This window comes from Roseospira marina, assembly GCF_014197855.1.
In the GTDB taxonomy this organism is placed as follows: domain Bacteria; phylum Pseudomonadota; class Alphaproteobacteria; order Rhodospirillales; family Rhodospirillaceae; genus Rhodospira; species Rhodospira marina.
Window position 1 is genome coordinate 75,294 of sequence record NZ_JACIGJ010000005.1, and the last position, 23,061, is coordinate 98,354.

Below are 23,061 nucleotides of genomic sequence, written 5' to 3' on the forward strand. Positions count from 1 at the left end.
TTCATGCCTGGCACTGTGGCCGTTGTCCTGAAGGGGTATCCGCGCCTGTCCGAGACCTTCATCGCCCAGGAGCTTCTGGGGTTGGAGCGGCGCGGGCATCGCCTACACCTGTATTCCCTGCGGCATCCGACCGACGCCAAGACGCACCCGGTCCATGGTGAGATCGCCGCGCCCGTGACCTATCTGCCGGAGTATTTGCACCAGGAGCCGGGGCGCGTGCTGCGCGCATGGTGGCGGGTGCGGCGGCGGGCGGCTTATCGCGCCGCGTGGCGGCTGTGGTGGCGCGATCTGCGCCGGGATCCGACGCGCAACCGCGTGCGGCGCTGGGGGCAGGCCCTGGTCCTGGCCGCGGAGATGCCGGAGGCGGTGGGCGCGGTCTACGTCCACTTCCTGCACACGCCCGGGTCGGTCGGGCGCTATGCGGCGCGGCTGCGCGGGCGGCCGCTGGCGATCTCCGCCCACGCCCGCGACATCTGGACCATTCCGGACTGGGAGAAGGCGGAGAAGCTGGCCGAGACGCGCTGGACGGTGACCTGCACGGCCTCCGGTGCCGCGCATCTGGACAGCCTCGCGCCCGGTCGGGTGACGCTGCTGCATCATGGGCTGGACCTGACCCGCTTTCCGTCGCCCGAGGAGCCCCCTGCGTCCGATCGCGACGGCACGGACCCGGCGGTGCCGGTTCGTCTGCTCGCCGTGGGTCGCGCGGTGCGCAAGAAGGGCCTGGATTTGCTGCTGCACGCGCTGGCGGCGCTGCCAGAGGGGGTGCACTGGCGCCTGGACCATATCGGGGGTGGGGCCGAGTCGCGGGCGCTGAAGGCCCTGGCGGACGAGTTGGGCCTGTCGGACCGGGTGACGTGGCACGGCGCCCGCGATCAGGCGGAGGTGCTGGCGATGTACCGGACGGCGGACCTGTTCGTGCTGCCGTGCCGGATCGACACCGACGGCGACCGCGACGGGCTGCCCAATGTGCTGATGGAGGCGCAGAGCCAGCGACTCGCCTGCCTGTCCACGCGCCTGTCCGGCATTCCCGAACTGATCGAGGACGGCACGACCGGCGTGCTGGTGGAACCGGAAGACGTGCCGGCTTTGACGGCCGCGCTGGCGGCCTTGATCGGGGATCCCGCGCGACGGGCGCGCCTGGGGGCGGCCGGGGAAACGCGCGTTCGGGCGCTGTTCGACGCCCGCGCCGGCCTCGACCGGCTGGCCGCGATGGTGTCGGACCTGCTGGCATGAGCGCGGGCGTGCGTTCCGGTCCAGACAGGGGCAGGGGACCGCGCGTGGCGTTCTATGCGCCGATGAAGGCGCCGGACCATCCGGTGCCCTCCGGCGATCGGCGGATTGGTCGGGGGCTGATGGCGGCGCTGGAAACGGCGGGGTTCACGGTTGAACTGGCCTGCCGGTTCCGCGCCTGGGAGGGGCAGGGCGATCCCGCGCGGCAGGCGCGCTTGCGGCGGGCCGGGCTGTGGCTGGCGGAGCATCTGGCGGCGTCGTTCGTTCGTCGGCCTGCGGCGGAGCGGCCCCGTCTGTGGTTCACCTATCACCTGTACCATAAGGCGCCGGACTGGCTCGGGCTGGCGGTCAGCGCGCGGCTCGGCATTCCCTATGCGGTGGCGGAGGCCAGCCGTGCCCTCAAGCAGGCGGACGGTCCTTGGTCCGACGGCTTCGCCGCCGCGGACGCGGCCATGGCGCGCGCCGATCGGGTGTTCGCGATGACCGCGCGGGGCGCGCGTGGCGTGGCACCGGTGGTGGGCAACCGTCTGGTGCGCTTGGCGCCGTTTCTGGCCGATGATCCGGTCGCGTGTGATCCGGAGGGGGCCGATCGGGCGGCGGCGCGCGCGGCCCTGGCGGCCGCGCTCGGTCTCGATCCCGATCGCCGCTGGCTGGTGACCGTCGCCATGATGCGGCCGGGCGACAAGGTCGCGTCCTTTCAGGCGCTCGCCCGGGCGCTGCGCGGGCTGGACGGACCGCCCTGGAGCCTGCTGGTCGCCGGAGACGGCCGCGCCCGGCCTGAGGTTGAGACCGCGTTCGCGGGTCTGCCCGTCGTGTTCCTGGGCGCGCTGGAGGAGACGGCGCTGTCCCGGTTGTATGCGGCCGGCGACCTGTTCGTCTGGCCCGGCCTCAAAGAAGGCTATGGCATGGTCTTCCTGGAGGCCCAGGCGCACGGCCTGCCCGTGGTGGCCTGCGACAGCGGTGGCGTGGCCGACGTGGTGCACGAGGGCCAGGGGGGCCGGCTTGTCCCGCCTGACTCGCCCGAAGCGTTCGCCCACGCGGTGAGGGACGAACTGGCCGACGATGCGGCGCGTGCGGCGCACGGACGGCAGGCGCGGGCGATGGTGGCGGCGCACCATGACCTCGCCCGTGCGGCGGAAACGCTTGGTTCGGCGCTCCATCCGCTGCTGTGACCGGGCGAGGCCCCGATTGAGGGGCGTCCTTCCTCTTTTCCACATCGTTGCGTTGCGGCACAATGTCGGCCGAGAAACAAAAATAAGGCCGTCCCTCAAGCGGCACACACGATCTCCGGGAGGATTCTTGCCGTGACCGAACCCCTTTGGACCCCGACTGCGGACGCCATCGCCAACAGCAATCTGACGGCGTTCATGACGCAGGTGAACGCCGACCATGATCTGGCGTTGGATGACTATGACTCCGTGTGGCAATGGTCGGTGGATGAGCCGGCGGCCTTTTGGTCGGCGATTTGGGATTTCTGCGGGCTGATCGGGACCAAGGGCGACGTGGTCGTGGACGACCCGAAGAAGATGCCGGGCGCGGCGTGGTTCCCGAACGGCCAGATCAATTTCGCGCGCAATCTGCTCCGGCCGGACTGGGATCCGGCGGCCGACGCGCTTGTGTTCTGGGGCGAGCAGGCCGTGCGGCGGCGTATGACCTATCAGGAGCTGTGGGACGCGGTGTCGCGGTTCCAAAAGGCGCTGATCGGCCTGGGCATTCAGAAGGGTGATCGGGTCGCCGGCTACCTCCCGAACATGCCCGAAACCATCATCGGCATGCTGGCCTGCGCCGGGATCGGAGCGATCTGGTCGACGGCGTCGCCGGATTTCGGGGTGCAAGGGGTCGTGGACCGCTTCGGGCAGATTGAGCCGCGCGTTTTGATCGCGGCGGAGGGCTACTACTACAACGGCAAGGCGCACGACTGCCTGGAGAAGGTGGCGGCCATCGTCGAGCGCATGCCGACGGTCGAACATACGGTCATCGTGCCCTACACCCGCGACAGCGGCGATGCGTCCGCCGATCTGTCCGGTGTGCGCGGGGGCGTCTGGTGGGGCGACCTGATCGCGCCGCACGCGGCCGGAGACATCCGCTTCGATGACCTGCCGTTCGCGACGCCGCTGTACATCATGTATTCGTCCGGCACGACCGGTGTGCCCAAGTGCATCGTGCACGGCCAGGGCGGCACCCTGATTCAGCAGGCGAAAGAGCACGTTCTGCACTGCGACATCAAGCCGGGCGACCGCGTGTTCTACTTCACCACCTGCGGCTGGATGATGTGGAACTGGCTGGTGGCCGCGCTGGCGTCACGGGCGACCCTGCTGCTCTACGACGGCAGCCCCGGCTATCCCTCGGGCAACGTGCTGTTCGACTACGCCGACGCCGAGCGCATGACGATGTTCGGCACCTCGGCGAAGTGGATCGATTCGATCAAGAAGGCGGGCCTGACGCCGCGCGAGACCCATTCCCTGGCGACGGTGCGGGTGATGACCTCCACCGGGTCGCCGCTGGTGCCGGAGTCGTTCGACTACGTCTATCAGGACGTGAAGCCGGACGTGCAGTTGTCCTCGATCTCGGGCGGCACCGATCTGCTGTCGTGCTTCATGCTCGGCAGTCCGATCAGCCCGGTCTATCGCGGCGAGATCCAGAAGCGCGGCCTGGGCATGAAGGCCGAGGTCTACGACGAGGACGGTACGCCGGTCGTTGGCCGCAAGGGCGAACTGGTCTGTACCCAGGCGTTCCCCTCCACGCCAGTGGGGTTCTGGAACGATCCGCAGAACCACAAGTTCATGGCGGCATACTTCGAGCGGTTCCCCGGCATCTGGACCCATGGCGATTGGGTGGAACTGACCGAGAACGGTGGCTTCGTGGTCCACGGCCGCTCCGACGCGACGCTGAACCCCGGGGGCGTGCGCATCGGCACCGCCGAGATCTACCGGCAGGTCGAACGGCTCGACGAGGTGGTTGAGGCGCTGGTGATCGGCCAGGAGTGGGACGGCGACGTGCGCGTGGTCCTGTTCGTGCGGCTGCGCGAGGGCATGGAGCTGGACGACGGTCTGATCGACCGCATCAAGCGCCAGATCCGCACCAACTGCACCCCGCGCCATGTCCCGGCCAAGGTGGTGCAGGTCACGGACATCCCGCGTACCAAGTCCAACAAGATCGTCGAACTGGCGGTGCGCGAGGTGGTGCATGGCCGCCCGGTCAAGAACAAGGAAGCGTTGGCCAATCCGGAGGCGCTGGACGAGTTCGCCGACCGCGAGGAACTGGCGGATTGACAGCCCGCCCCCTTGACCCCGGGACCGCGTGCCTTGGGGTCACGCCCTCGGCAGGGCGTTGAGCAGGCGGTCCACCTCATCGGCGGTGTTGTAGTGCACCAGACTGGCCCGCACGATGCCGTCGGCCGGGTCCAGCCCGAGGGCGTGTACGGCGCGCCATGCGTAGAACGCCCCGTGCCGCACCGCAACCCGGTGCTCCCCCAGCCGCTCCGCCACGGTGCGGGACGACAGGGTGGCGTGCGTGAAGGCCACGGTGGGGGAGCGGTGCGCGCCCACGCTGGGTGAACCGATGATCCGGATCTCCGGCACGGCGGCGAGGCCGTCCAGGAGCCGCGCGGTCAGGGCGGTCTGGTGCGCCTCGAAGGCGGCGAAGCAGCGGGCGACCCGGTCCCGGGGTGACGCCTCGTCCGGGCCGCCACGCTGGCGGTCCAGCGCCTCCAGATAGTCTGTGACGCCGCCCAGCGCGGCACACAGCTCGTGCGACGGGCCGCCGGGGTTGAGAGTCAGCGCTCCGGTGCCGGACAGGAACATGTGGTTCTGATTCTCCAGTCGCCCCAGCAGTTCCGGCCGCAGCGCCATTACGCCGACGTGCGGGCCGAACACCTTGTAGGCGCTGAAGGTGTAGGCATCCGCGTCCAGCGCGGCGACGTCGACCAGGGCATGGGGGGCGAACGACACGCCATCCACCACGGCCAGTGCCCCGGCCTCGTGGGCGAGCCGCACCGCGCGCGCCGCCTCGCTGACCGCGCCGGTGATGTTGGAGGCATGCGGCAGGCAGACGAGGCGGGTGTTCTCGGTCAGCAGGGCTTCCAGGTCCGCGACGTCCAGGGCGCCGGTCTCCGGATCGAACTGCCATTCGCGCAGGGTCGCGCCGGTCCGCGTCAGGCGACGCCACGGCGTGATGTTGGACTCGTGATCCAGGTTCGTGACCACGATCTCGTCGCCGGGCGCCAGCAGGCAGGCGAGCGCGTTGGCGAGCACATGCAGATTGGTCGAGGTGTCGGCGCCGATCACCAGGGACTCGGGCGCGGTGTTCGCCAGCGCGGCCATCGCCGCAACGCCGTCGGCCATCATCCGCGTCGCCAGCGCGGAGGCGGGGAAGGGCGCCCCAGGCTGCACCTTGGCCTCGATCATGAAGCGGGTCAGGCGGTCGATCACCGGGCGCGGCACATAGGCGCTGCCCGCGTTCTCGAAAAACGCCCAGCCGGCGCCGGTGGGCGCGTCAAACGCGGGGAACCAGGCGCGGACGGCGTCCAGGTCGAGGGGCGGATTGGACATGATAAAGCACTCGGGTGAGGCGGTCTCGGACGGAGAGACGGAGGATTACGGGAGCAGGCCGAGGCCCAGGCCGAGGGCCATCAGGCCGCCCGTGACGGCGCACACCACGCCGGTGGCGGTGCGCGGGTCGGCCAGCAGATGGCGCAGGACGCGGCGGGGGGCCGTGGTCCAGGTCGGGTCGCCGCCGGCCTTGGCGCTGGCAAGCCCGGCCTCGGCGAGGGCATGCCACGCCTGATCCAGCTCGGGAACCGGTGGCTGATCCTTGTTGGCGTCGTTCGCCGCGCGCAGGTGGTCGAGGAAGTCGCCCAGGCCGGACACGCCCTCCGGACGGCCCCGGGTGAAGCGGGTGCGTGCCGGCACGAGCACCTGGCCGGTCACCAGCACCGGCTCGGTTGCTTCGGTGGGGGCGGGCAGGGCGCGGCGCACGGCGGCCATGACCCGTTCCAGGCGGCGCAGGGGATTGCCGAAGGTGTGGCGGTGCCAGCCGATGGACTGATGCCAGGCGCGCGACCGCTCCGTGCCGACCAGCCGGCCCGTGCGGACCACGGTTTCCAGGACGACAAAGCCCGTGGGCAGGCGCACCACATGATCCACCTGGATCGGTCCGCCGCGTCGGCCGCGCAACACCAGATCGTGCAGCGCCGGCAGGTCCGCCTGGGCGATGGCGCGCGCAACCCGGCGCTTCGCCCGGCCCTGGCGCAACGCCGGCCCCACGGTCATATAAACGCCGGCCGTGACGAGAAACAGGGCTAGGACCCAGAACAACAGGACCCAAAGCAGGTCGGTGACCCATGCAAGAAGGCTCTGGTCCATGAGTCCGCGTATCACTCCCCCGCTTTAGTCCGACGCTCTCCACGACGGCCTGTCTGTCTTACGCTGGCCACGCGCGTATTTCCAGGCACATGTGGGAGAATTCGGCGGGCGGGATCGGTTGGGCAGGGACCGCCGCCGCCCGTGTAGGGGCTGAGGCGACGGCACGGTTCGGTCGGGTCAGCGCACGGATTGAAGGGCGCGCAACAGTTCACGCTCGGCCTCGGAGCGCTCGTCCTCGATGAAAAAATCGTCCTCCTCGGCGTCGTCCCGTGCCGGAGGCGCCGGGTTCAGCCCGCGCGGGCGTCGGCCCGGAACCGGGGGAGGCGCGGGCACGCCGCTGCCGGCCGCTGTCGTGTCCCCGGGACGGCCGGCGCGGCCGCGGGCCTCGTTGAGCGCGCGGGTGAGTTCGCGGCGTTCGGCCGCCGCCGACGACGCGCCGTTCGTGCCCCCGCCGGACGCACGCGGGGCGCGCGTGCCGGTTTCCAGCCGGCCGAGCGTGGTTTCGGCCCGATCCACCATGAACGCGAGGTCGTCGCGCAGCGTTTGCGCTTTCTCGACACGGTCCTGCAACGCGCGGCCAGCGTCGTCGGCCGCCTTGCGCAGTTTGGGGATGCCCGATTCCGCGCGGTGCGTGGCCTCGTTGAAACTGCCGATCAGCCGCGCCAGTTCATCGCGATTGCGACGCAGGTCCGCAAGCCGGCTGTTCAGGATCCACGCGAACACGATGGTCGGAACCAGCAGTGCCACAATGGCGATATCGAGGAACGTGCTCAACGACATGGTGGCCTCTCGGGTGCAACGGTGCGCAGCACGGAACGCGGCACCGGCAGGGTCTGGCGGCAGGATGCGATCACCAGGACCATCACATCGGTTTGGCCCGTTGGTGGGCCTTGCGGTCCACCCGGATGGCGATGTTGGCGCCGCGACGCCCCATGCGGCCGGCGAACATCGGCACGTCGCCGCAGCGGAGCATCACGGTGGAGTCCGGTGTGGCGTTGAACATGATCTGAGAGCCGACCTCAAGGTTCAGGATATGCCGCAATGGCAACTCTACCTCGTCAAGGATGGCCTCCATTTCAACCTCGGTGAACCACATCTCCTCCGCAAGGTGAGTTTCCCAGATGGAATCGCGACCGAACTTTTCGCCCATGAACATCTGAAGCAGAAGTTCACGCACGGGTTCGAGAGTCGCGTAGGGGATCAGCAGCTCCAGGCGCCCCCCGCGGTCCTCCATGTCGATGCGCAGCTTGGCCACGATGGCGGCGTTGGCGGGCCGCGAGATGGTCGCGAAGCGGGGATTGGTCTCCAGCCGCTCGAACCGGAAGGTGACCGGCGACAGGGGGTCGAAGGCCGCCGACAGGTCGGCCAGCACCACATGCACCAGCCGCTCGACCAGATTGCGTTCGATGGTGGTGTAGGGCCGCCCCTCGATCCGCATCGCTGCCGTGCCGCGCCGCCCGCCAAGCAGCACGTCCACGATGGAATAGATCATCGACGAATCGATGGTCAGCAGGCCGGAGTTGTCCCACTCCTCGGCCTTGAACACCGACAGCATGGCCGGCAGGGGGATCGAGTTCAGATAATCGCCGAAGCGTAGCGACAGGATGTTGTCGAGCGAGACTTCGACGTTGTCGGACGTGAAGTTGCGCAGCGACGTGGACATCATGCGCACCAGCCGGTCGAACACCACCTCCAGCATCGGCAGGCGTTCGTACGAGACCAGGGCGCTGTTCAGGATCGCCTGGATGCCGGACTTGTCGGTGCTGATGTCGTCGGATTCGTCGAAGCCCAGCAGGCTATCGATCTCGTCCTGGTTCAGAACCCGGGTGCTTTCCCGGCCGCCGCCACCACCCGCGGCCGCCTCACCGTCGCCACCGCCGTCGTCATCGCCGAGCATGGCCTCCCACTCGGCGGCGGCGTTGGCATCGGCGTCCCCGCCGCCACCACCGTCCCCTCCGCCGTCCTTGCCCTCGTCCTCGTCCACCATGGCGGCCCATTCGGCCATCATGGCTTCCTCATCTTCCTGGCTGACCTCGCGGCCTGGTTCGTCGGAAGGCGTCATGTCTGCGCGTATCCCCGGTCCTCGAACGCGTCGGATGGTGGCGGCGGGCGCTGTGGCCCGCGTCCGCCGTTATTGCACCAGCATTTCCTTGAACAGCACCGCGTTGACGCGCGCTGGCCGCACGGCATTTCCGACGCGGCGGAGCAGCTCCTCGCGGACCCGGTAGATGCCGGCGGCGCCTTGCAGATCCTCGACCCGCAGCTCGCGGAGAAAGACCTGGAAGTTGTCGATCACGCGCGGCATGACCTCCTCGACGCGGCTGACGTCTGCCGGGTTGGCCAGTTCGAGGCTGACCCGTACCTTCAAAAAGTGGGGTTTGCGCGAGCCGGTGTTCAGGTCAACGACCATTTCCGGCAGGTCGTAGAACACGGTGCCGCCGAGGGCGCCACCGCCCCCGTGGCCGTCGTCGCCCCCGTGGCCTCCACCGCCGCCGTGACCATCGCCCCCGCCGCCATGGCCGTCGTCGCCCGCCGAGGCGGACCCGTGCGCCGCGTCATCGCCGCCGCCTAGGATGGGATCCAGCAGGCCCGTGAAGAATGCGCCGGCGGCCCCGCCCACAAGAAGCAGGATCGGCAGCACGATCAGCAGCAGCTTTTTCTTCCCGCCCGATCGTTTGCCGCCGTCGTCAAGCCCGTCTTCGCCTTCGGCGTCGTAGTCGTCTTCTTCCAGATCGTCAGCCATCGCTTCCGGCATCCACTGGCGCGAGGGACGTGCCGGTCCGGCCTGACGGCGGAGGGCACGGTCGCGCGTCCGTCCATGGGTTCGGCGCCAGACGGGCGCACCGGCGGGGCAATGCCCCGGGATCCGGCCGGTTCCGCCGGGTCCGGCAGCGGGCGGGCGCGGCCTGTGCGCATCGCGCATGGGACCACCAATCCGCCGCCGGAGCAAAGCGTAGGCTCCACTCCTTAAGAAATGGTTCAGTGCCCATGGACCCGGCAAGAACTGCCCGGCAACGCCCGCCGGGGGACCGTCAGGGGGCCTGTGCTGCGGCATCCGGTCCGTCCTGGCGTGGTCTGCCGCGGGGCCGGCAGGGCGCGGAAACCGGCCAGCTTCGGGCTGAGGGCGACGGCTGGCACGCCGCCTGCTAGGGACCAGCCGGACCTATGGGTCCATGCCGGGGACTCCCCGTGTCGGACAGCAACAGGCCGGTCGAATCATGCAGACGCCTTCTTACATCGCCCTGTCCCGTCAGACCGCGCTGTGGCGCCAGATGGATGTGGTGGCGAACAACATCGCCAACATGAACACCCCGGGGTTCAAGGGCGAGAGCCTCATGTTCTCGGAGTATCGGACTCCGTCGCGCGGCACCGACAGCGCGTTCGCGGACATGCTGTCCTATACCTACGATTTCGGCTCGCACCGCGATGTCGCCCTGGGGCCCATGGAGCAGACGGGGAACCCCCTCGATCTCGCAATCAATGGACCGGGCTACTTCGAGGTCGAGACGGATTTCGGCCGCTTCTACACCCGCAATGGTCGGTTCATGCTCGACGCCGACGGCATGGTCGTCACCGGGCAGGGCCATCCGGTCCTCAGCACGAACGGAACGCCGTTCTTCGTGGCGCCGAACGAACGCGACATCGTGATTGCACGGGACGGCACCGTCTCCACCGAGAACGGCGCCATCGGCCAATTGAACATCGTGTCCTTCGAGGACGAGCAGGCGCTGCTACGGGTGCAGGCGGGCCTGTACGATGCCGGCGAGCAGGACCCACAGGCCGCCGAGGGGCTGGCCATCGAGCAGGGCATGTTGGAGGGGTCCAACGTCGAGCCGACCCGCGAGATTACCCGCCTCATCGATACCCAGCGGGCCTATGAGGCGGTGCAGAAGCTGATCGAAGACGAATCCGATCGCCAGCAACGGGCTATCAAGGCCCTGACGGGCGCAGATCAAGTTTAGAGCACGTCGCGAGCGATCGAACACAGATCGCGCCCACGGTGTGCGTCATTATGAACAGGACCTTAGGTTCCAGGAAGGGGCGGAGGAGACCATGCGCTCGCTGAGCATCGGCGCCACCGGCATGTTGGCCCAGCAACAGAACGTGGAAGTCATTTCCAACAACATCGCCAACATGAACACGACGGCGTACACCCGTCGGCGCACGGAATTTCACGACCTGCTGTATCAAAGCCTGCGGCGCGCGGGGTCCACGTCGTCGGATACCGGCGATATCGTGCCGGCCGGTGTTCAGCTTGGCCTGGGTGTGAAGACCGCGGCCGTCTATCGCATCACGGAACAGGGCAGCATGCTGTCCACCAACAACAGTCTCGACCTCGCGATTGAGGGCAAGGGCTACTTCCAGATTGATCTGCCCTCGGGCGAGACCGGGTACACGCGCGACGGGTCGTTCCAGCTCAGCCCCGACGGCGAGGTGGTCACCCACGACGGCTACAAGGTCCAGGGTGTGTCGACCATCCCGAACGAGGCGGTCAGCATCACCATCAACCAGTCGGGCGAGGTGCTGTACAAGCTGGACGGTCAGAACGCGCTGGTGAACGCCGGGCAGATCCAGCTTGCGCTGTTCCCGAACGAGGCCGGCCTGAACCCCGAGGGCGATAACCTGTTTACCGAAACCGAGGCCTCGGGGGCGCCCAGCACGAACAACCCAGGTCAGCCGGGCTATGGCACCGTGCTTCAAGGATTTCTTGAGACCTCCAATGTCAATGTGGTCTCGGAGATCACCGAACTGATCAGCGCCCAGCGCGCCTACGAGATGAACTCGAAGGCCATCACGACGTCCGACGAGATGATGTCCACCATCTCCCGGATGCAGTAACCACCCGATCTGCCACGCCACCCGGGCGCCGAGTCCGGGAGGGAGAGTCCACCATGATCGACCGCCGTTTCCGTCGCCGTTGCTCTCCGTCGCCCGCCCGGTTGGGGTGGGGACGGCTGTCGCGTGGGTGCGGGGCGGCGCATGGCCGGATCCGCACGGGGCGTGGCTTCGCGTTTGGCGCGGCGTTCGGTCTGGCGGCCGGGCTGGCCCTGCTCCTAACGGCGCCCCTTGGGGGCTCCGGGGTGGCGCACGCGAACGAGGTGGTCATGCCGGTGGCCGCTGCTGGGGCCGTGTCGGCCGATCCGGGCGGAACGCCGGCGGGTGCCGAGGCCGCTGCCCCTCTTCCCGACATTACGGCGCTGGCCGACGCTTTGGTGAACGCGGCCACGCGCCGCTCCGTTCTCGACGGCACCTCCAGCGACGGGCGCGGCGTCGGCGGTATGGTCCGCGCCGTTCTGCGGCCCGAGGTAACCATTGAACGGCCCCTGCTCCAGTTGGGGGATGTGTTCGGCGGTCTGCCCAAGGAGGTGGCGAGCGTTCCGGTCGGGCATGCCCCCGACCCGGGCGGCCGGCTGGTGCTGGATGCGGCCTATCTGGAAGCCCTGGCCACCGATTACGGCGTGGACTGGCGTCCGGCGAGCCGGTTCGTTCAGGCGATCGTGTCCCGCACTGGGTATCCGATCGGTCGGGTGCATGCGGTCGAGGCGTTGCGGGCGCGGCTGCTCGACGAGGGCATGCCACCCGAGGCCGAGGTGGACGTCAATATGTTCACGATTCAGGCCGTCGTCGGTACGCCGGAGGAGGCGCGAGTCGCGGTGCGCGACCTGTATTATGACAACCGCACCGGCCGCTTCAACGCGCTGTTGCAGGTTCCCGCCGAGGGACCGAACGCCCGGCCGGTGCGTCTGACCGGCTCGGTCCATGTTTCGGTGGACGTGCCCGTGCTGATCCGGCCGATCCGGCGGGATATGGTCATCACGGAGGCGGACCTGGGCTGGGACTCGGTGCGTCGGTCCGACCTGCGGCCGGATATCCTGCTGGATCCCGAGGATCTGCTTGGCCGTGCGGCGCGGTACGGCATCCAGGCCGGGCGCCCGGTGCGCGTCAACCAAGTGCGGCTGCCCGAGTTGATCCACCGCAACGGTCTCGTGACCATGGTCCTGGAAACCCCCTTTATGACGGTGACCGCGCGCGGTCGCGCGTTGGAGAGCGGCGCCAGGGGCGAAACCGTGCGGATCGCCAATCTGGCGTCGGACAAGGAGGTTCTGGCGGTTGTGACGGGGCGCGACACGGTCCAGGTCCGCATGGATTTGGTGACCGTGGCCACCCGCTGATGCCACGACACGCGGCGCCGCGCGCGCAGACGACCCATCGTTTGGGAGAAGACCGATGACCGCCCCCCGCTGTTCCCATCTCGCGACCGTTTCCCCGCCTGCGCGCCGTTTGGCCCGGGGTCTGGGCACGCTGGCCGCCGTTGGCCTTCTGGGGAGCGCGCTGGCCGGCTGCAACACGCTTCAGCGGCTGGCCGAGATCGGCGATCCGCCCTCCATGTCGGAGGTGGAGAACCCCACGCTGCGGCGCGACTATAAGCCCGTGACGATGCCGATGCCGACACCGCAGGTGGCCACGCCGAACCCGAACAGCCTGTGGCGGCCTGGCGCGCGGGCGTTCTTCAAGGACCAGCGCGCCAGCGACGTCGGTGACATTCTGACCGTCGTGGTGGATATCGAGAACGAGCAGGCGAGCCTGAACAATTCGCTGTCGCAGGGCCGCACGAGCGGCGAAGGCGCGGGGCTGGACAACTTCTTCGGCTATGAGGCGGGGCTGACCAACATCTTCCCGAACGAGCTGGATCCGTCCAACCTGGTCAACTTCGGCTCCAACAGCGAGCATCAGGGCTCCGGCAACATCGCGCGCGCGGAGACCATCAACATCCGCCTCGCCGCCGTGGTGATCCAGGTGCTGCCGAACGGCAACCTCGTGATCTCGGGCCGCCAGGAGGTGCGGGTGAGCGGCGAGTTGCGCGAGCTGACCGTGTCGGGCGTGATCCGGTCGCAGGACGTTCGGTCCGACAACACGATCGACTGGGATAAGATCGCCGAGGCTCGGATCTCCTACGGTGGCCGGGGTTCGGTCACCGACTTGACCGAGCCGCGCTACGGCCAGCAGCTTTACGACATCCTGTTCCCGTTCTGAGGGCGGCCCAATCGGGCTTGCGCTCCCGGAATCGACCGGGACCCGGCATACCGGGTCCCGGTCGTTGTGTGTCTGGGCGAGGGTTATTCGCCGACGGCGACGCCCTCGCGGCGCGGGTCGGCGGCGCCGATCAGGCGGCCGTCCTGGATCAGGATGGCGTGTAGGCCCGACTCCAGCGCTCCCGTCTTCACCGCGTGCCCCAGCGCGACCAGACCATCGGCGTGGGCCAGCGCACCGGTGCCGTCCTCCAGCTCCGTCGGGCCGTTGCGGTTGACGACGTGTCCCATGTCGAGCGCCCCCTGCGGATCCATGCCCCAATCCAGGATCGCCACCAGCGCATTGGCCACGTAGTTGATGATCCGGGAACCGCCGGGCGAGCCCACCAGCAGCACCGGGGTGCCGTCGCGCAGCACGATGGTCGGCGACATGGACGAGCGCGGCCGCTTGCCGCCCTCGACGCGGTTCGCGACCGGGCGGCCGTCGACCTCCGGCGCGCGGGCGAAGTCGGTCAGCTCGTTGTTCAGCAGGAAGCCGTTCGTCATGACGCGGCTGCCGAACCCGGTTTCGATGGTCGTGGTCATCGACACCATGTCGCCGTTGGCGTCCACGATGACGAAATGGCTGGTGCCCGGGCGTTCCACCTGGGTGTCGGGCGCCCACAGGGTGGCGTGGTCCTTCGGCGGGACTCCCGGTTCGGCCATCTCCATGGCGGAGTCGGGGTCGATCAGGGCGGCGCGCTCGGCCAGATAGGTGGCGTCGATCAGCCCGTAGGTCGGCATCGGCACGTAGTCGGAATCCGCCATGTACAAGGCGCGGTCGGCGTAGGCGAGCTTGGCGGCCTCGATGTACAGGTGCCACCCCTCGACCGACGGACCCAGCGCCGGAAGGTCGTAGGTGCTCAGCATGCCCAGGATCTGCCCGACCGTCAGGCCGCCGGAGGTCGGCGGCCCCATGCCGCACACCGTGTCGCCGCGATAGGGCACGCAGACCGGCTCGCGCTGCACCACCGTGTAGGCCGCCATATCGTCCAGGGTCAGGATGCCCGGATTGATGTCGGTCTTGACCGCGGCCACGATGTCGGCGGCGATCGATCCGGTGTAGAACGGCGCCGAGCCCTCCGCCGCGATCCGGCGCAGCGTTTCGGCGAACGCGGGGTTCTTGAGCAGGGTGCCGGCGGCCTTGGGCGTGCCGTCGGAGTTGAAGAAGTAGGCCTTCGCCGTATCGAACAGGTCGAGTTTCTTGTCCTGCGCGGCGGCGATGGACTCCGCCAGCCGGGGTGAGATCGCGAATCCGGCGTCGGCCTTGGCGATGGTCGGTTGCAGCAGATCGGCCCAGGGCTTCGTGCCGAATTGGGTGTGCAGGGTCTCCAGCAGCTTCAGCGTGCCCGGCACGCCGACCGAACGACCGCCCACGACCGCGTCCCACCACGCCACGGGCTCGCCGTCCGGGCCGAGCCAATAGGTCTCGTCGGCGGCCAAGGGCGCCCGTTCGCGGCCGTCCAGGGTCGTCAGAGTCTGCTCGGATGCGTCCCAGTACAGCAGGAAGGCGCCGCCGCCGATGCCGCTGGACTGCGGCTCCACGAGGTTCAGCATCATCTGCACGGCGACGGCGGCGTCGGCGGCCGAGCCGCCGTCGGCCAGAACGGCGCGGCCCGCCTCCGCCGCCAGCGGGTTCGCGGCGGCGACCATGTAGTCGTGGGCCACGACGCTGCCGCCCTCTGTGGTCTCGCCGCCCGGCGCGACCTCGGGCGCGGGCTCGGGCGCGGTGGCCACCGTGGTGCGGAGATGTCCGGCGTTGCCAAACACAACAAGGCCGGCCACGAAAAAAGCGGCCAGCACCAGCGCGGCCGAGCGCGTGTTCGGAGTCATGCAGCACCTTCCCGGGGGCGCGCCCCCTGTTCAAACGAAGTCAGGGTTCAAACGAAGTCAGGGTTCAGGCGAGGTTAGGGGGGCAGACATGGTCTGGGCGGCCGGCGCGCGGACCGACGCCTCAGATGGGCAGGCCGCCCGCTGTAATGGCCATCATGATCTTGGCGACCAACGCCGTGCCGAGCACGACGTAGCCAAACGGAGTCATGGTATCCATGGGGTGCGCCTTTCGACCAGGGCAGGAACGCGACCAGCGTAGCGCGCCCGGGGCGGTTCCGCCAACCCTGGCGCGCATGCTGGCGCGTCTAGAGGCCGAAATACCAGGGGGCGAACAGGCTGTAGGCCACCCAGATCAGCAGCAGCAGCGGCAGCCCAACCCGGGTGTAATCGCCGAAATTGTAGTGGCCCGGCCCCATGATGAGCAGATTGGTCTGGTACCCGACCGGCGAGGCGAAGGAGCAGTTCGCCGCCAGCAGCGTCGTGATGGCGAACACATGCGGGTCCACGCCCAGTTCCGCGGCCAGACTGATCCCGACCGGCGTGAACAGCACCGCGCAGGCGTTGTTGGTCAGAACGTTGGTGAACCCGGCTACGATCAGGAAGAACAGCGACAGGATGACGGCGGGGCCGAGGTCGGCGAAGACTCCGAGGGCGCCGTTGGCGACGAAGGCGGCGGCTCCGGTCGCCTCCAGCGCCTGCCCCAGCGCCAGGGCGGCGACCACCACCAGCAGGATCTTGCGGTCGAGCGCGCGGGTCGCTTGCCGCAGGTTGAGGGCCTGAATGGAGATCATCAGCGTGGCCGCGACGATGGCCGCGACAACGATGGGCACAATACCCAACGCCGCCAAGCCGACCGCCACCGCGAAGATGCCGGCCGCCAGCCCGGCGTGGTGGCGCCGGGGCAGGGTGCCGGTGGAGCCGGACAGCACGACGAGATCCCGTTCGCGCCCCAGCGACTCAATATCGGCCTGCCGGCCCATGATGAGCAGGTTGTCGCCGGCTTCCAGCCGTATTTGCGTCATGCTGGCCCGGATCATGCGGGCGCGGCGCTGGATGCCGATGACGAGGCACCGATAGCGCTGACGGAACGCCAGCTGCTGCAGGTTCGGCCCGATCAGGCGGGAGGACGGGGTGATCATGGCCTCGACCATGACCTGTTCGGCCTGTCCCGGCCGGTCCGTATCGCCCCCACCGTTGCCGTTGCTGTCGCGGCGAGGGGCGTCGCCGGCGTCGGCTTCGCCGTCCCGCAGGCGGTCGCGGGTTCGGTCCTCTTCGCCGCTCGGGCGCGGTGGGTGCAGAAGGCCCGGATGGCGCCCGGCGAGGTCCGTCAGGGTGCCGCGGGTGGCCGCGATCACCAGCATGTCGCCGGCCTGGATGGAGTAATCGTCGAACGGCGGCAACTCGGCATGCTCGCCGCGCTGGATCAGGCGCACCGTGACGTCCGGCAGCGACTTGAAGGTTCCGGCGACCGCCTTCTGTCCGACGAGATGCGAATCGGACGGCACGATGATCTGGGAGATGAACTGTTTGCCGTGCCGGGTCAGGTGGCTTGCCATGCCGGCCCGCTCCGGCAGCAGGCGCGGCAGCACCAGCACCACGTAGACGAAGCCGATCACGGCCATCAGCAGGCCGGGGATCGTGATCTCGAAAAAGCCCAGCGGGGCCTGACCCAGGTCGATCAGGGCGCTGGAGACCAGCAGGTTTGTGGACGAGCCGATCAGCGTGGTCATGCCGCCGAGAATGGCGACGTAGCTCAACGGCATCATCACTTGGCTGGCATTGACCTTCAGCCGTACCGCCATGGCCTGAAGGATGGGGATGAAAATCACCACGACCGGGGTGTTGTTCAGGAACGCCGACAACCCCAGGACCACGCTCAGGATCAGCACGACGGATGAAGTCGCCGACAGCCGTGGGTGCGCCGCCCAATGCGCGACGCTGTCCAGGGCCCCGGTGCGGATCAGCCCTTCGCCGACCACCAGCAGGGCCATAACGGTGAGCAGCGCCGGATTCGCGAAGCCGGCCAGAAGGTCCTGGGCCGTCAGCGCCAGGGATCCATCCGGCCCGGTGATCGGGAACAGTTGGAACACCACCAGCAGGACCGCGATCGTTCCGAGCGAGGTCAGTTCGAGGGAGACCCACTCGGTCACGTAAAGCGTGACCACGACGGCGGTCACCGCCAGCGTCAGCCACAAGTGGACGTCGATGGGAATCGCCAAGTGTCTGCTGTCCTTTGCCGTGATGGCGGGTCACGGGGAAAGGGCGCGCGCCGCGCCCGTGAACGCGCTCGGAGGGTGGCCCGATCATAGGCAGCCCGAACGGCTCCTGCCAAGTGCCAGCGGTGTGGAGGCCTCGAATGTCACCCGATGCGGGTGTGGTATGCCGGAGCGGAGCCCTGCGTTGGCCGATCCGGCCAAGACCCCTCCTTACCCGCCCAGGAAATACCCTTGGGCCCGTCGGCATCCGGCGGTCCGCAGGGCATCGCGTTGCTCCGCCGTCTCGACGCCCACGGCGACAACCGACAGGTTCAGGGCGTCGGCGAGCGTAAGAGTTGCGGACAGGATGGCTTCGGCGACGGTGTCGCCGGGCACGTCGGTCACGAAGGTGCGGTTGAGCTTGATGACATCGGCCGGGCACTGGCGCAGGGCTTCGATGGCCACCCGGCCCGCGCCGAAATCGTCGATGGCGATCCGCACGCCCATGGCCCGCAACGCGGTCAGCACAGGGGCCACGGTGTCTGTGCGGCCGATCAAGACCCGTTCGGCGATCTCCAGGGTCAGACGGTCGGGGGGCAGATTCATGTCCTTGAGAACGGCATCCACGAAGGCCGGCAGGTTTTCGCTCGCGGCGTGGGCACCATGGATGTTGACCGCGATCCGCTCGAGCCGGGGGCCGTTTTGGGCGTTGGCGAGCGACTGGGCCAACGCGGCGCAGGCCGCCGTCAGCACCCAGGCGTCGAGCAAGGCGTACAGGTTGCCCTGATCGGCGACCTGGATGAAGGCCTCCGCTTTCAGCACCCCGCGCTCCGGGTGCCGCCAGCGCACCAAGGCCTCGTGAGCGACCACGGCCCCGGTGGCCAGGTCGACTTGCGGCTGGAATTCGAGGAACAGCCGATCGGCCACAAGGGCATCGCGGAAGGCCTGCGCAAGGTCCAATTCGGCCGTCGTGTCCTGGTGGCGGATGGCGTCATAGGCCGCGGCCCGATGGCCACCGTCCCGTTTCGCCTGATACATGGCGGCGTCGGCGTGCGCCACCAGGGTTTCGATGGTGGCGCCGTCCTCCGGGTAGACGGCGACGCCGATGCTGACGCCGGTGAACAGGGCGTCCGGGCCAGCCTGAATCGGAAGCGCAAATCGATCCAGCAAGCGTTCGGCCAGCTCGTTGGCCTGGGCGCGCCCGGTCAACTCACGCAGCACGATGACGAATTCATCCCCGCCGAAGCGGGCGACGGTGTCGGACGCCCGCACAAGCGCGTCCAGTTCCCGGGCCACTGCGTGCAGCAGCGCATCCCCGACGGAATGGCCGCGCGTGTCGTTGATTGCCTTGAAGGTGTCCAGATCGAGGAACAGGATCGCCATGCGGTTTCCGGTCCGCCGCGCGTTCCGCAGGATCTGGTCGGCTCGGTCCTCGAACAAGCGCCGGTTGGGCAGGCCCGTCACGGTATCGAAGTAGGCAAGCTGGGCAATGCGGGCCTGCATGTGATTGAACGCGCGGGCCAGAGTGCCGAGTTCATCTTTCCGGGGCATGTCGATGTCCCGGTTGAGTTCCCCGCTGTCCGCCACGCCCTGGATATGGCGGGTCAGCGTGTTCAGGGGGCCAAGGACGACAAACTGCTGGCACCCGAGGAACACGGCGATCAGCACGCTTCCGGCCGCAGCGATCAGAGCGGCGGCCGAGGCGACGGCGGCGGTTCCGGCGGCGGCGATGTCGCGGGGCAGAGTGGTGCCCAGAACTTGGGCGGGGCCATCGAAGACGTCGGAGAACCCAACATAGACGTCGGTTGTGTCATCGTTCCGCGGGCGGATCTGAATGCGCTCTTCGGCGTGAAGGCTGAGACTCTGCCGCGCGGCGGGCGGCAGGTCGGGGTCATCGGGGGACCACGCCTTCAGCGCGGATCCGGTCGCGGCTCCAAGATCGGCGAGCAGTCTCTCGCTCAGACTGCGGCCCATGACCAGCATTCCCACGGAGGGACCTTCGTCCTGGCTCGTGAGGATGGGACGCGCGGCGATCATCATGAGGCCGCGCGAACTGGTCAGGAGTCCATGGAACCCGTCCGGTGACGCCAGCATTCGCGCTTGCAAGCGTAAGACCAGGGGGCTTCGGATCTGGAATTCCCATGTCTGGACGAACGCCTGGCTTTCGAGGTCGTACTGCCGGCTCCAGACCGGGCGCCCGCTCGCGTCGTAGATCGCGATCAAATCGATGGACGTGCCGGTGTACGTCGAGGCCACTAGGTTGCTGGTCTCATATGCGGAATTGCGGTCGATCACGTACGTATACGTGTCGTCCCAGGACGCCCAGTCCCACACGAGGGCGTCCAGGTCGGCAATATCGCGGCGCAGAATGGTCTCGATCAACGTCCCGTGATCGCGGGCGCCTGCGGCTTCCAGATTCAGGAAGCTGGGGTGAACCACCAGCCATAGAATTCCCGTGGCGGCCCCCACCAGGGCTGCCAGAAACAGGGCTGAAACACTGAAGACCTTGAGCCGTACTGAACCGCCGAGGCGCATATCTTGCGACTCACCTTCAAAGCACCGCTCCCTACCATCGTCACACGGTGTCCCGCGTCACACGGTGTCCCGTGAGGCTGAGCGCCCGTTTCCGCATCCGGTCCAGGCCCTCACCTTCCGAGGCGGGGCCGGACACGGAACGAACGTCGCGCACCATCCCCTCACGACGCGCGGCAGCCCTTTTATTCTAGCCGTCATCCCCGCACTGCGTCACCGCTTTATCCGTCCCGCCGCACCTGCATCATCGTGGCTTGCATCAAGGCGACGGTCTTTTCCGTATCGTCATCCAGTGCGGCGACCACCGATGCCTGAACCACGACGATCTGGCGCCCCGCACGCAATACGCGACCATGCGCCCGGAACAGGGACCCGACGGCCGGCGACAGCAAATTGTGTTTGAACTCGATGCTCAGAACGTCGCTGTCTGGCGGCATCAGGCTGTAGGCCGCGTAGCCTGCCGCACTGTCGGCCAGGGCGGCGGTCACCCCGGCATGCAAAAACCCGTTCTGCTGGGTCAGGTCGGCACGGAACGGAAGCTCCAGGTCGACGGCCCCCGGCGCCACATCGGCCACACGCGCGCCGAGGGCGGTCATGAAGGCTTGCCGGGCGAAGCTGTCGCGGACTCGCTGGACATAGTCCGGGCATCCGGGCGAGAAGGACGGAGTCGTGGTCGGAAAACGGTCGGTCATGGCGGACGGGTTCCGGTCGGTGGAAGTACTATACGTAAGCGTATGGATGAGCTCGGGTCCGGTCAAGCGTCCCGCGGCCGCAGGGCGGACCGGGGCCGTGGACTGCGGGAGGGGAGTGCGAACGCTGCGCGAAGCGAAGACACAACGGGCGGCCTGGCTTGAAACGGGGTTCGCCATGCTGGCCGAGGGCGGCGCCGAAAACGTGCGCATCGAGCCGCTGGCGCGCCGGCTGTCGGTGACCAAAGGCGGGTTCTACTGGCATTTCAAGGACCGGGCCGATTTGCTGACGGCCATGCTCGACCGGTGGCGGGATGGTCGCGTTGATGTCATTGCCCGCCATGTGGCCCCGGGCGAGGGAGAGACCGCCGAGGCGGTGCTGCGCCGTCTGCTGGCGCGCTACCTTGAGCAGCCGAATCCGCGTGGTACGGCCCTCGAGATGGCGGTGCGGGACTGGGCGCGGCACGATGCGATCGCCGCCGAGGCCGTCGCGGCGGTCGATCGTGCCCGACTGGCGCATGTCGCCCCCCTGTTCGAGGCGTTGGGTTTCGGCCCGGATGAGGCCGCCGCGCGCGCCCGGCTGTTTTATGCCTACGTTTTCGGTCAGAACCTGCTGGCGCCGACGACGGATGCGGACGACGCCCGCCGCCAGGGCGATCGCATCGCGGCGATCCTTTTGGGGCGTTAGCGGTCGTTGGAGGGATGGTCCGCGTGACGGATTTCCTGGTGGGCTGAGGGTCTCTATCCTGGCGGACAGTGCGCGATCTGCGGTAACCAAAAAGGGCGTCTGTCGCAAACGGCGCGGACACAGGGGAGGAGCAACCGCATGCGCGTCGGACGACACATCCAGCGGTGTCCCGTACGGCCGAGGGGACGGCCGAGGGGACGGTTGGCGGGACTGGTGCTTCTGGCCCTGCTGGGGGGCGGCGCCGGGTCGGGCGACGCGGAGCCCCTGCGCATCGCCTGTTCCGCCCTCGGCCAGCAGCGGGTTTTGTGCGAGGAGGGCGCCCAGGCCTGGGGCGAGGCGACGGGGCATACGGTTGAACTGGTGGCCATCCCCAACTCCGCCACGGATCGGCTGGGGTTGTACCAGCAGCTTCTCGCGGCCGGGGCGGGTGACATCGACGTGTTGCAGATCGACGTGGTCTGGCCGGGGTTGCTGGCGGAGCACCTGCTGGATCTGGGGCCGGTCCTTGGCGCCGAGGCCGAGGCGCACCTGCCGGCCCTGATCGCCAACGACACTGTCGACGGGCGTCTGGTCGCGGTGCCGTGGTTCATCGACGTCGGAGTGCTGTACTACCGCGCCGACCTTCTGGAGACCTACGATCGTCCGGTGCCGACCACCTGGGCCGCGTTGACCGACACGGCGGCGTACATCCAGGAGCAGGAGCGCGCGGCGGGCGCGGATGAACTGTGGGGCTACGTCTGGCAAGGGCGGGCTTACGAAGGCCTGACCTGTAACGCGCTGGAGTGGATCGCCAGCTACGGCGGGGGCACCATTGTGGCGCCGGATGGCGCCATCTCCATCGATAATCCGGCCGCCGCCGCTGCGCTTGATCGCGCCGCCGGCTGGGTCGGCACCATCTCGCCGCGTGGCGTGCTGAACCACGGGGAGGAGGAGGCGCGCGGTCTGTTCCAATCCGGCCGCGCGGTGTTCATGCGCAACTGGCCCTACGCCTGGGCGTTGGCGCAGGACGAGGACAGTGCCGTGGCCGGTAAGATCGGCGTGGCGCCCTTGCCGGCCGGTCCGGAGGGGCACTCCACCGCGACACTGGGCGGGGCCCACCTCGCCGTCTCCCGGTATTCGGAGCAGATCGAGGTCGCCACCGATCTGGTGCGGTATCTGACCAGCGCGGCGGAACAGAAGCGGCGCGCCATCGCGGCGGCCTTCAATCCGTCGCGGCCCGCGCTTTATGAGGATCCCGAGGTCCTGGCCGCCTTGCCCGTTCTTGCGGAGATGGCCACGGTGATCGACGGTGCGGTCGCGCGCCCGGCCACGGTGACGGGGGCGCGGTACAATCGCGTCAGTGCCGCCGTCTTTACCGCGGTTCATGATGTCCTCAGCGGGGAGTCCGACGGGTCCACGGCCGTGGGCGTTCTGGCCGCGCGGTTGGCGCACATCAAGCGGGCCGGTTGGTAGGCCGGGCCG

18 protein-coding genes are annotated in these 23,061 nt (G+C 68.6%); 9 read left to right on the forward strand and 9 right to left on the reverse strand.

Annotated features, from left to right (window positions below; genetic code table 11):
- Positions 1-3 precede the first annotated feature (3 nt).
- From GGD82_RS08380 to GGD82_RS08390, 3 genes are all read left to right on the forward strand, one after another.
- Entirely contained in the window at positions 4-1,233 is a 1,230-nt protein-coding gene (locus tag GGD82_RS08380; protein ID WP_150061368.1) for a glycosyltransferase family 4 protein, read from the forward strand.
- Positions 1,234-1,277: 44 nt separating this feature from the next.
- Positions 1,278-2,402, forward strand: coding sequence for a glycosyltransferase family 4 protein (locus GGD82_RS21395; protein ID WP_150061367.1), 1,125 nt, complete (start codon positions 1,278-1,280; stop codon positions 2,400-2,402).
- A gap of 132 nt (positions 2,403-2,534) precedes the next feature.
- Positions 2,535-4,502 (forward strand): acetoacetate--CoA ligase, encoded by a 1,968-nt coding sequence (locus GGD82_RS08390; RefSeq protein ID WP_150061366.1) that lies wholly within the window; start codon positions 2,535-2,537, stop codon positions 4,500-4,502.
- A 39-nt stretch (positions 4,503-4,541) separates the two neighbouring features.
- On the opposite strand, the gene GGD82_RS08395 is transcribed toward GGD82_RS08390, so the two are convergent.
- The 5 genes from GGD82_RS08395 to GGD82_RS08415 all read right to left on the reverse strand — a co-directional run bounded on the left by GGD82_RS08395 (position 4,542) and on the right by GGD82_RS08415 (position 9,336).
- Positions 4,542-5,780 carry a cysteine desulfurase-like protein gene (locus GGD82_RS08395; RefSeq protein ID WP_150061365.1) on the reverse strand — a complete coding sequence of 413 codons (1,239 nt, stop codon included), beginning with the start codon at positions 5,778-5,780 and terminating at the stop codon, positions 4,542-4,544.
- Between the two features lie 45 nt (positions 5,781-5,825).
- Positions 5,826-6,593 carry a nuclease-related domain-containing protein gene (locus GGD82_RS08400; protein ID WP_150061364.1) on the reverse strand — a complete coding sequence of 256 codons (768 nt, stop codon included), beginning with the start codon at positions 6,591-6,593 and terminating at the stop codon, positions 5,826-5,828.
- Between the two features lie 177 nt (positions 6,594-6,770).
- Positions 6,771-7,373, reverse strand: coding sequence for a DUF6468 domain-containing protein (locus GGD82_RS08405; RefSeq protein ID WP_150061363.1), 603 nt, complete (start codon positions 7,371-7,373; stop codon positions 6,771-6,773).
- Positions 7,374-7,455: 82 nt separating this feature from the next.
- Positions 7,456-8,655 carry a flagellar motor switch protein FliM gene (gene fliM / locus GGD82_RS08410; RefSeq protein WP_150061362.1) on the reverse strand — a complete coding sequence of 400 codons (1,200 nt, stop codon included), beginning with the start codon at positions 8,653-8,655 and terminating at the stop codon, positions 7,456-7,458.
- Positions 8,656-8,724: 69 nt separating this feature from the next.
- A complete protein-coding gene (locus tag GGD82_RS08415) occupies positions 8,725-9,336 on the reverse strand; it encodes a flagellar basal body-associated FliL family protein (RefSeq protein WP_150061361.1) in 612 nt (203 codons plus the stop codon).
- A gap of 475 nt (positions 9,337-9,811) precedes the next feature.
- Between GGD82_RS08415 and flgF the strand changes: the two genes are divergently transcribed.
- From flgF to flgH, 4 genes are all read left to right on the forward strand, one after another.
- On the forward strand, positions 9,812-10,555 hold the full coding sequence (gene flgF / locus GGD82_RS08420) for a flagellar basal-body rod protein FlgF (RefSeq protein WP_150061360.1): 744 nt from the start codon (positions 9,812-9,814) through the stop codon (positions 10,553-10,555).
- A 91-nt stretch (positions 10,556-10,646) separates the two neighbouring features.
- Complete coding sequence (flgG, locus tag GGD82_RS08425) at positions 10,647-11,432, forward strand: flagellar basal-body rod protein FlgG (RefSeq protein WP_150061359.1); 786 nt, start codon at positions 10,647-10,649, stop codon at positions 11,430-11,432.
- Between the two features lie 53 nt (positions 11,433-11,485).
- Positions 11,486-12,766, forward strand: coding sequence for a flagellar basal body P-ring formation chaperone FlgA (flgA, locus tag GGD82_RS08430; RefSeq protein WP_150061358.1), 1,281 nt, complete (start codon positions 11,486-11,488; stop codon positions 12,764-12,766).
- Between the two features lie 55 nt (positions 12,767-12,821).
- The gene (flgH, locus tag GGD82_RS08435) at positions 12,822-13,628 is read left to right on the forward strand and encodes a flagellar basal body L-ring protein FlgH (protein ID WP_150061357.1); all 807 of its coding nucleotides are present in this window, start codon (positions 12,822-12,824) and stop codon (positions 13,626-13,628) included.
- Positions 13,629-13,711: 83 nt separating this feature from the next.
- Here flgH and ggt read toward each other — a convergent pair whose 3' ends face one another.
- The 4 genes from ggt to GGD82_RS08455 form a co-directional block, all read right to left on the reverse strand.
- The gene (ggt, locus tag GGD82_RS08440) at positions 13,712-15,496 is read right to left on the reverse strand and encodes a gamma-glutamyltransferase (RefSeq protein ID WP_150061356.1); all 1,785 of its coding nucleotides are present in this window, start codon (positions 15,494-15,496) and stop codon (positions 13,712-13,714) included.
- A 305-nt stretch (positions 15,497-15,801) separates the two neighbouring features.
- Complete coding sequence (locus GGD82_RS08445) at positions 15,802-17,715, reverse strand: SLC13 family permease (RefSeq protein WP_246163731.1); 1,914 nt, start codon at positions 17,713-17,715, stop codon at positions 15,802-15,804.
- A 207-nt stretch (positions 17,716-17,922) separates the two neighbouring features.
- Positions 17,923-20,226, reverse strand: coding sequence for a putative bifunctional diguanylate cyclase/phosphodiesterase (locus GGD82_RS08450; protein WP_150061355.1), 2,304 nt, complete (start codon positions 20,224-20,226; stop codon positions 17,923-17,925).
- A 218-nt stretch (positions 20,227-20,444) separates the two neighbouring features.
- Positions 20,445-20,915 carry a PaaI family thioesterase gene (locus GGD82_RS08455; RefSeq protein ID WP_150061354.1) on the reverse strand — a complete coding sequence of 157 codons (471 nt, stop codon included), beginning with the start codon at positions 20,913-20,915 and terminating at the stop codon, positions 20,445-20,447.
- Between the two features lie 115 nt (positions 20,916-21,030).
- Between GGD82_RS08455 and GGD82_RS08460 the strand changes: the two genes are divergently transcribed.
- Together GGD82_RS08460 and GGD82_RS08465 are read left to right on the forward strand one after the other, a co-directional pair.
- Positions 21,031-21,600, forward strand: a complete 570-nt coding sequence (locus GGD82_RS08460; RefSeq protein WP_170284175.1) for a TetR/AcrR family transcriptional regulator — start codon at positions 21,031-21,033, stop codon at positions 21,598-21,600.
- Between the two features lie 201 nt (positions 21,601-21,801).
- On the forward strand, positions 21,802-23,052 hold the full coding sequence (locus tag GGD82_RS08465; protein ID WP_260178359.1) for an ABC transporter substrate-binding protein: 1,251 nt from the start codon (positions 21,802-21,804) through the stop codon (positions 23,050-23,052).
- Positions 23,053-23,061: the final 9 nt, after the last annotated feature.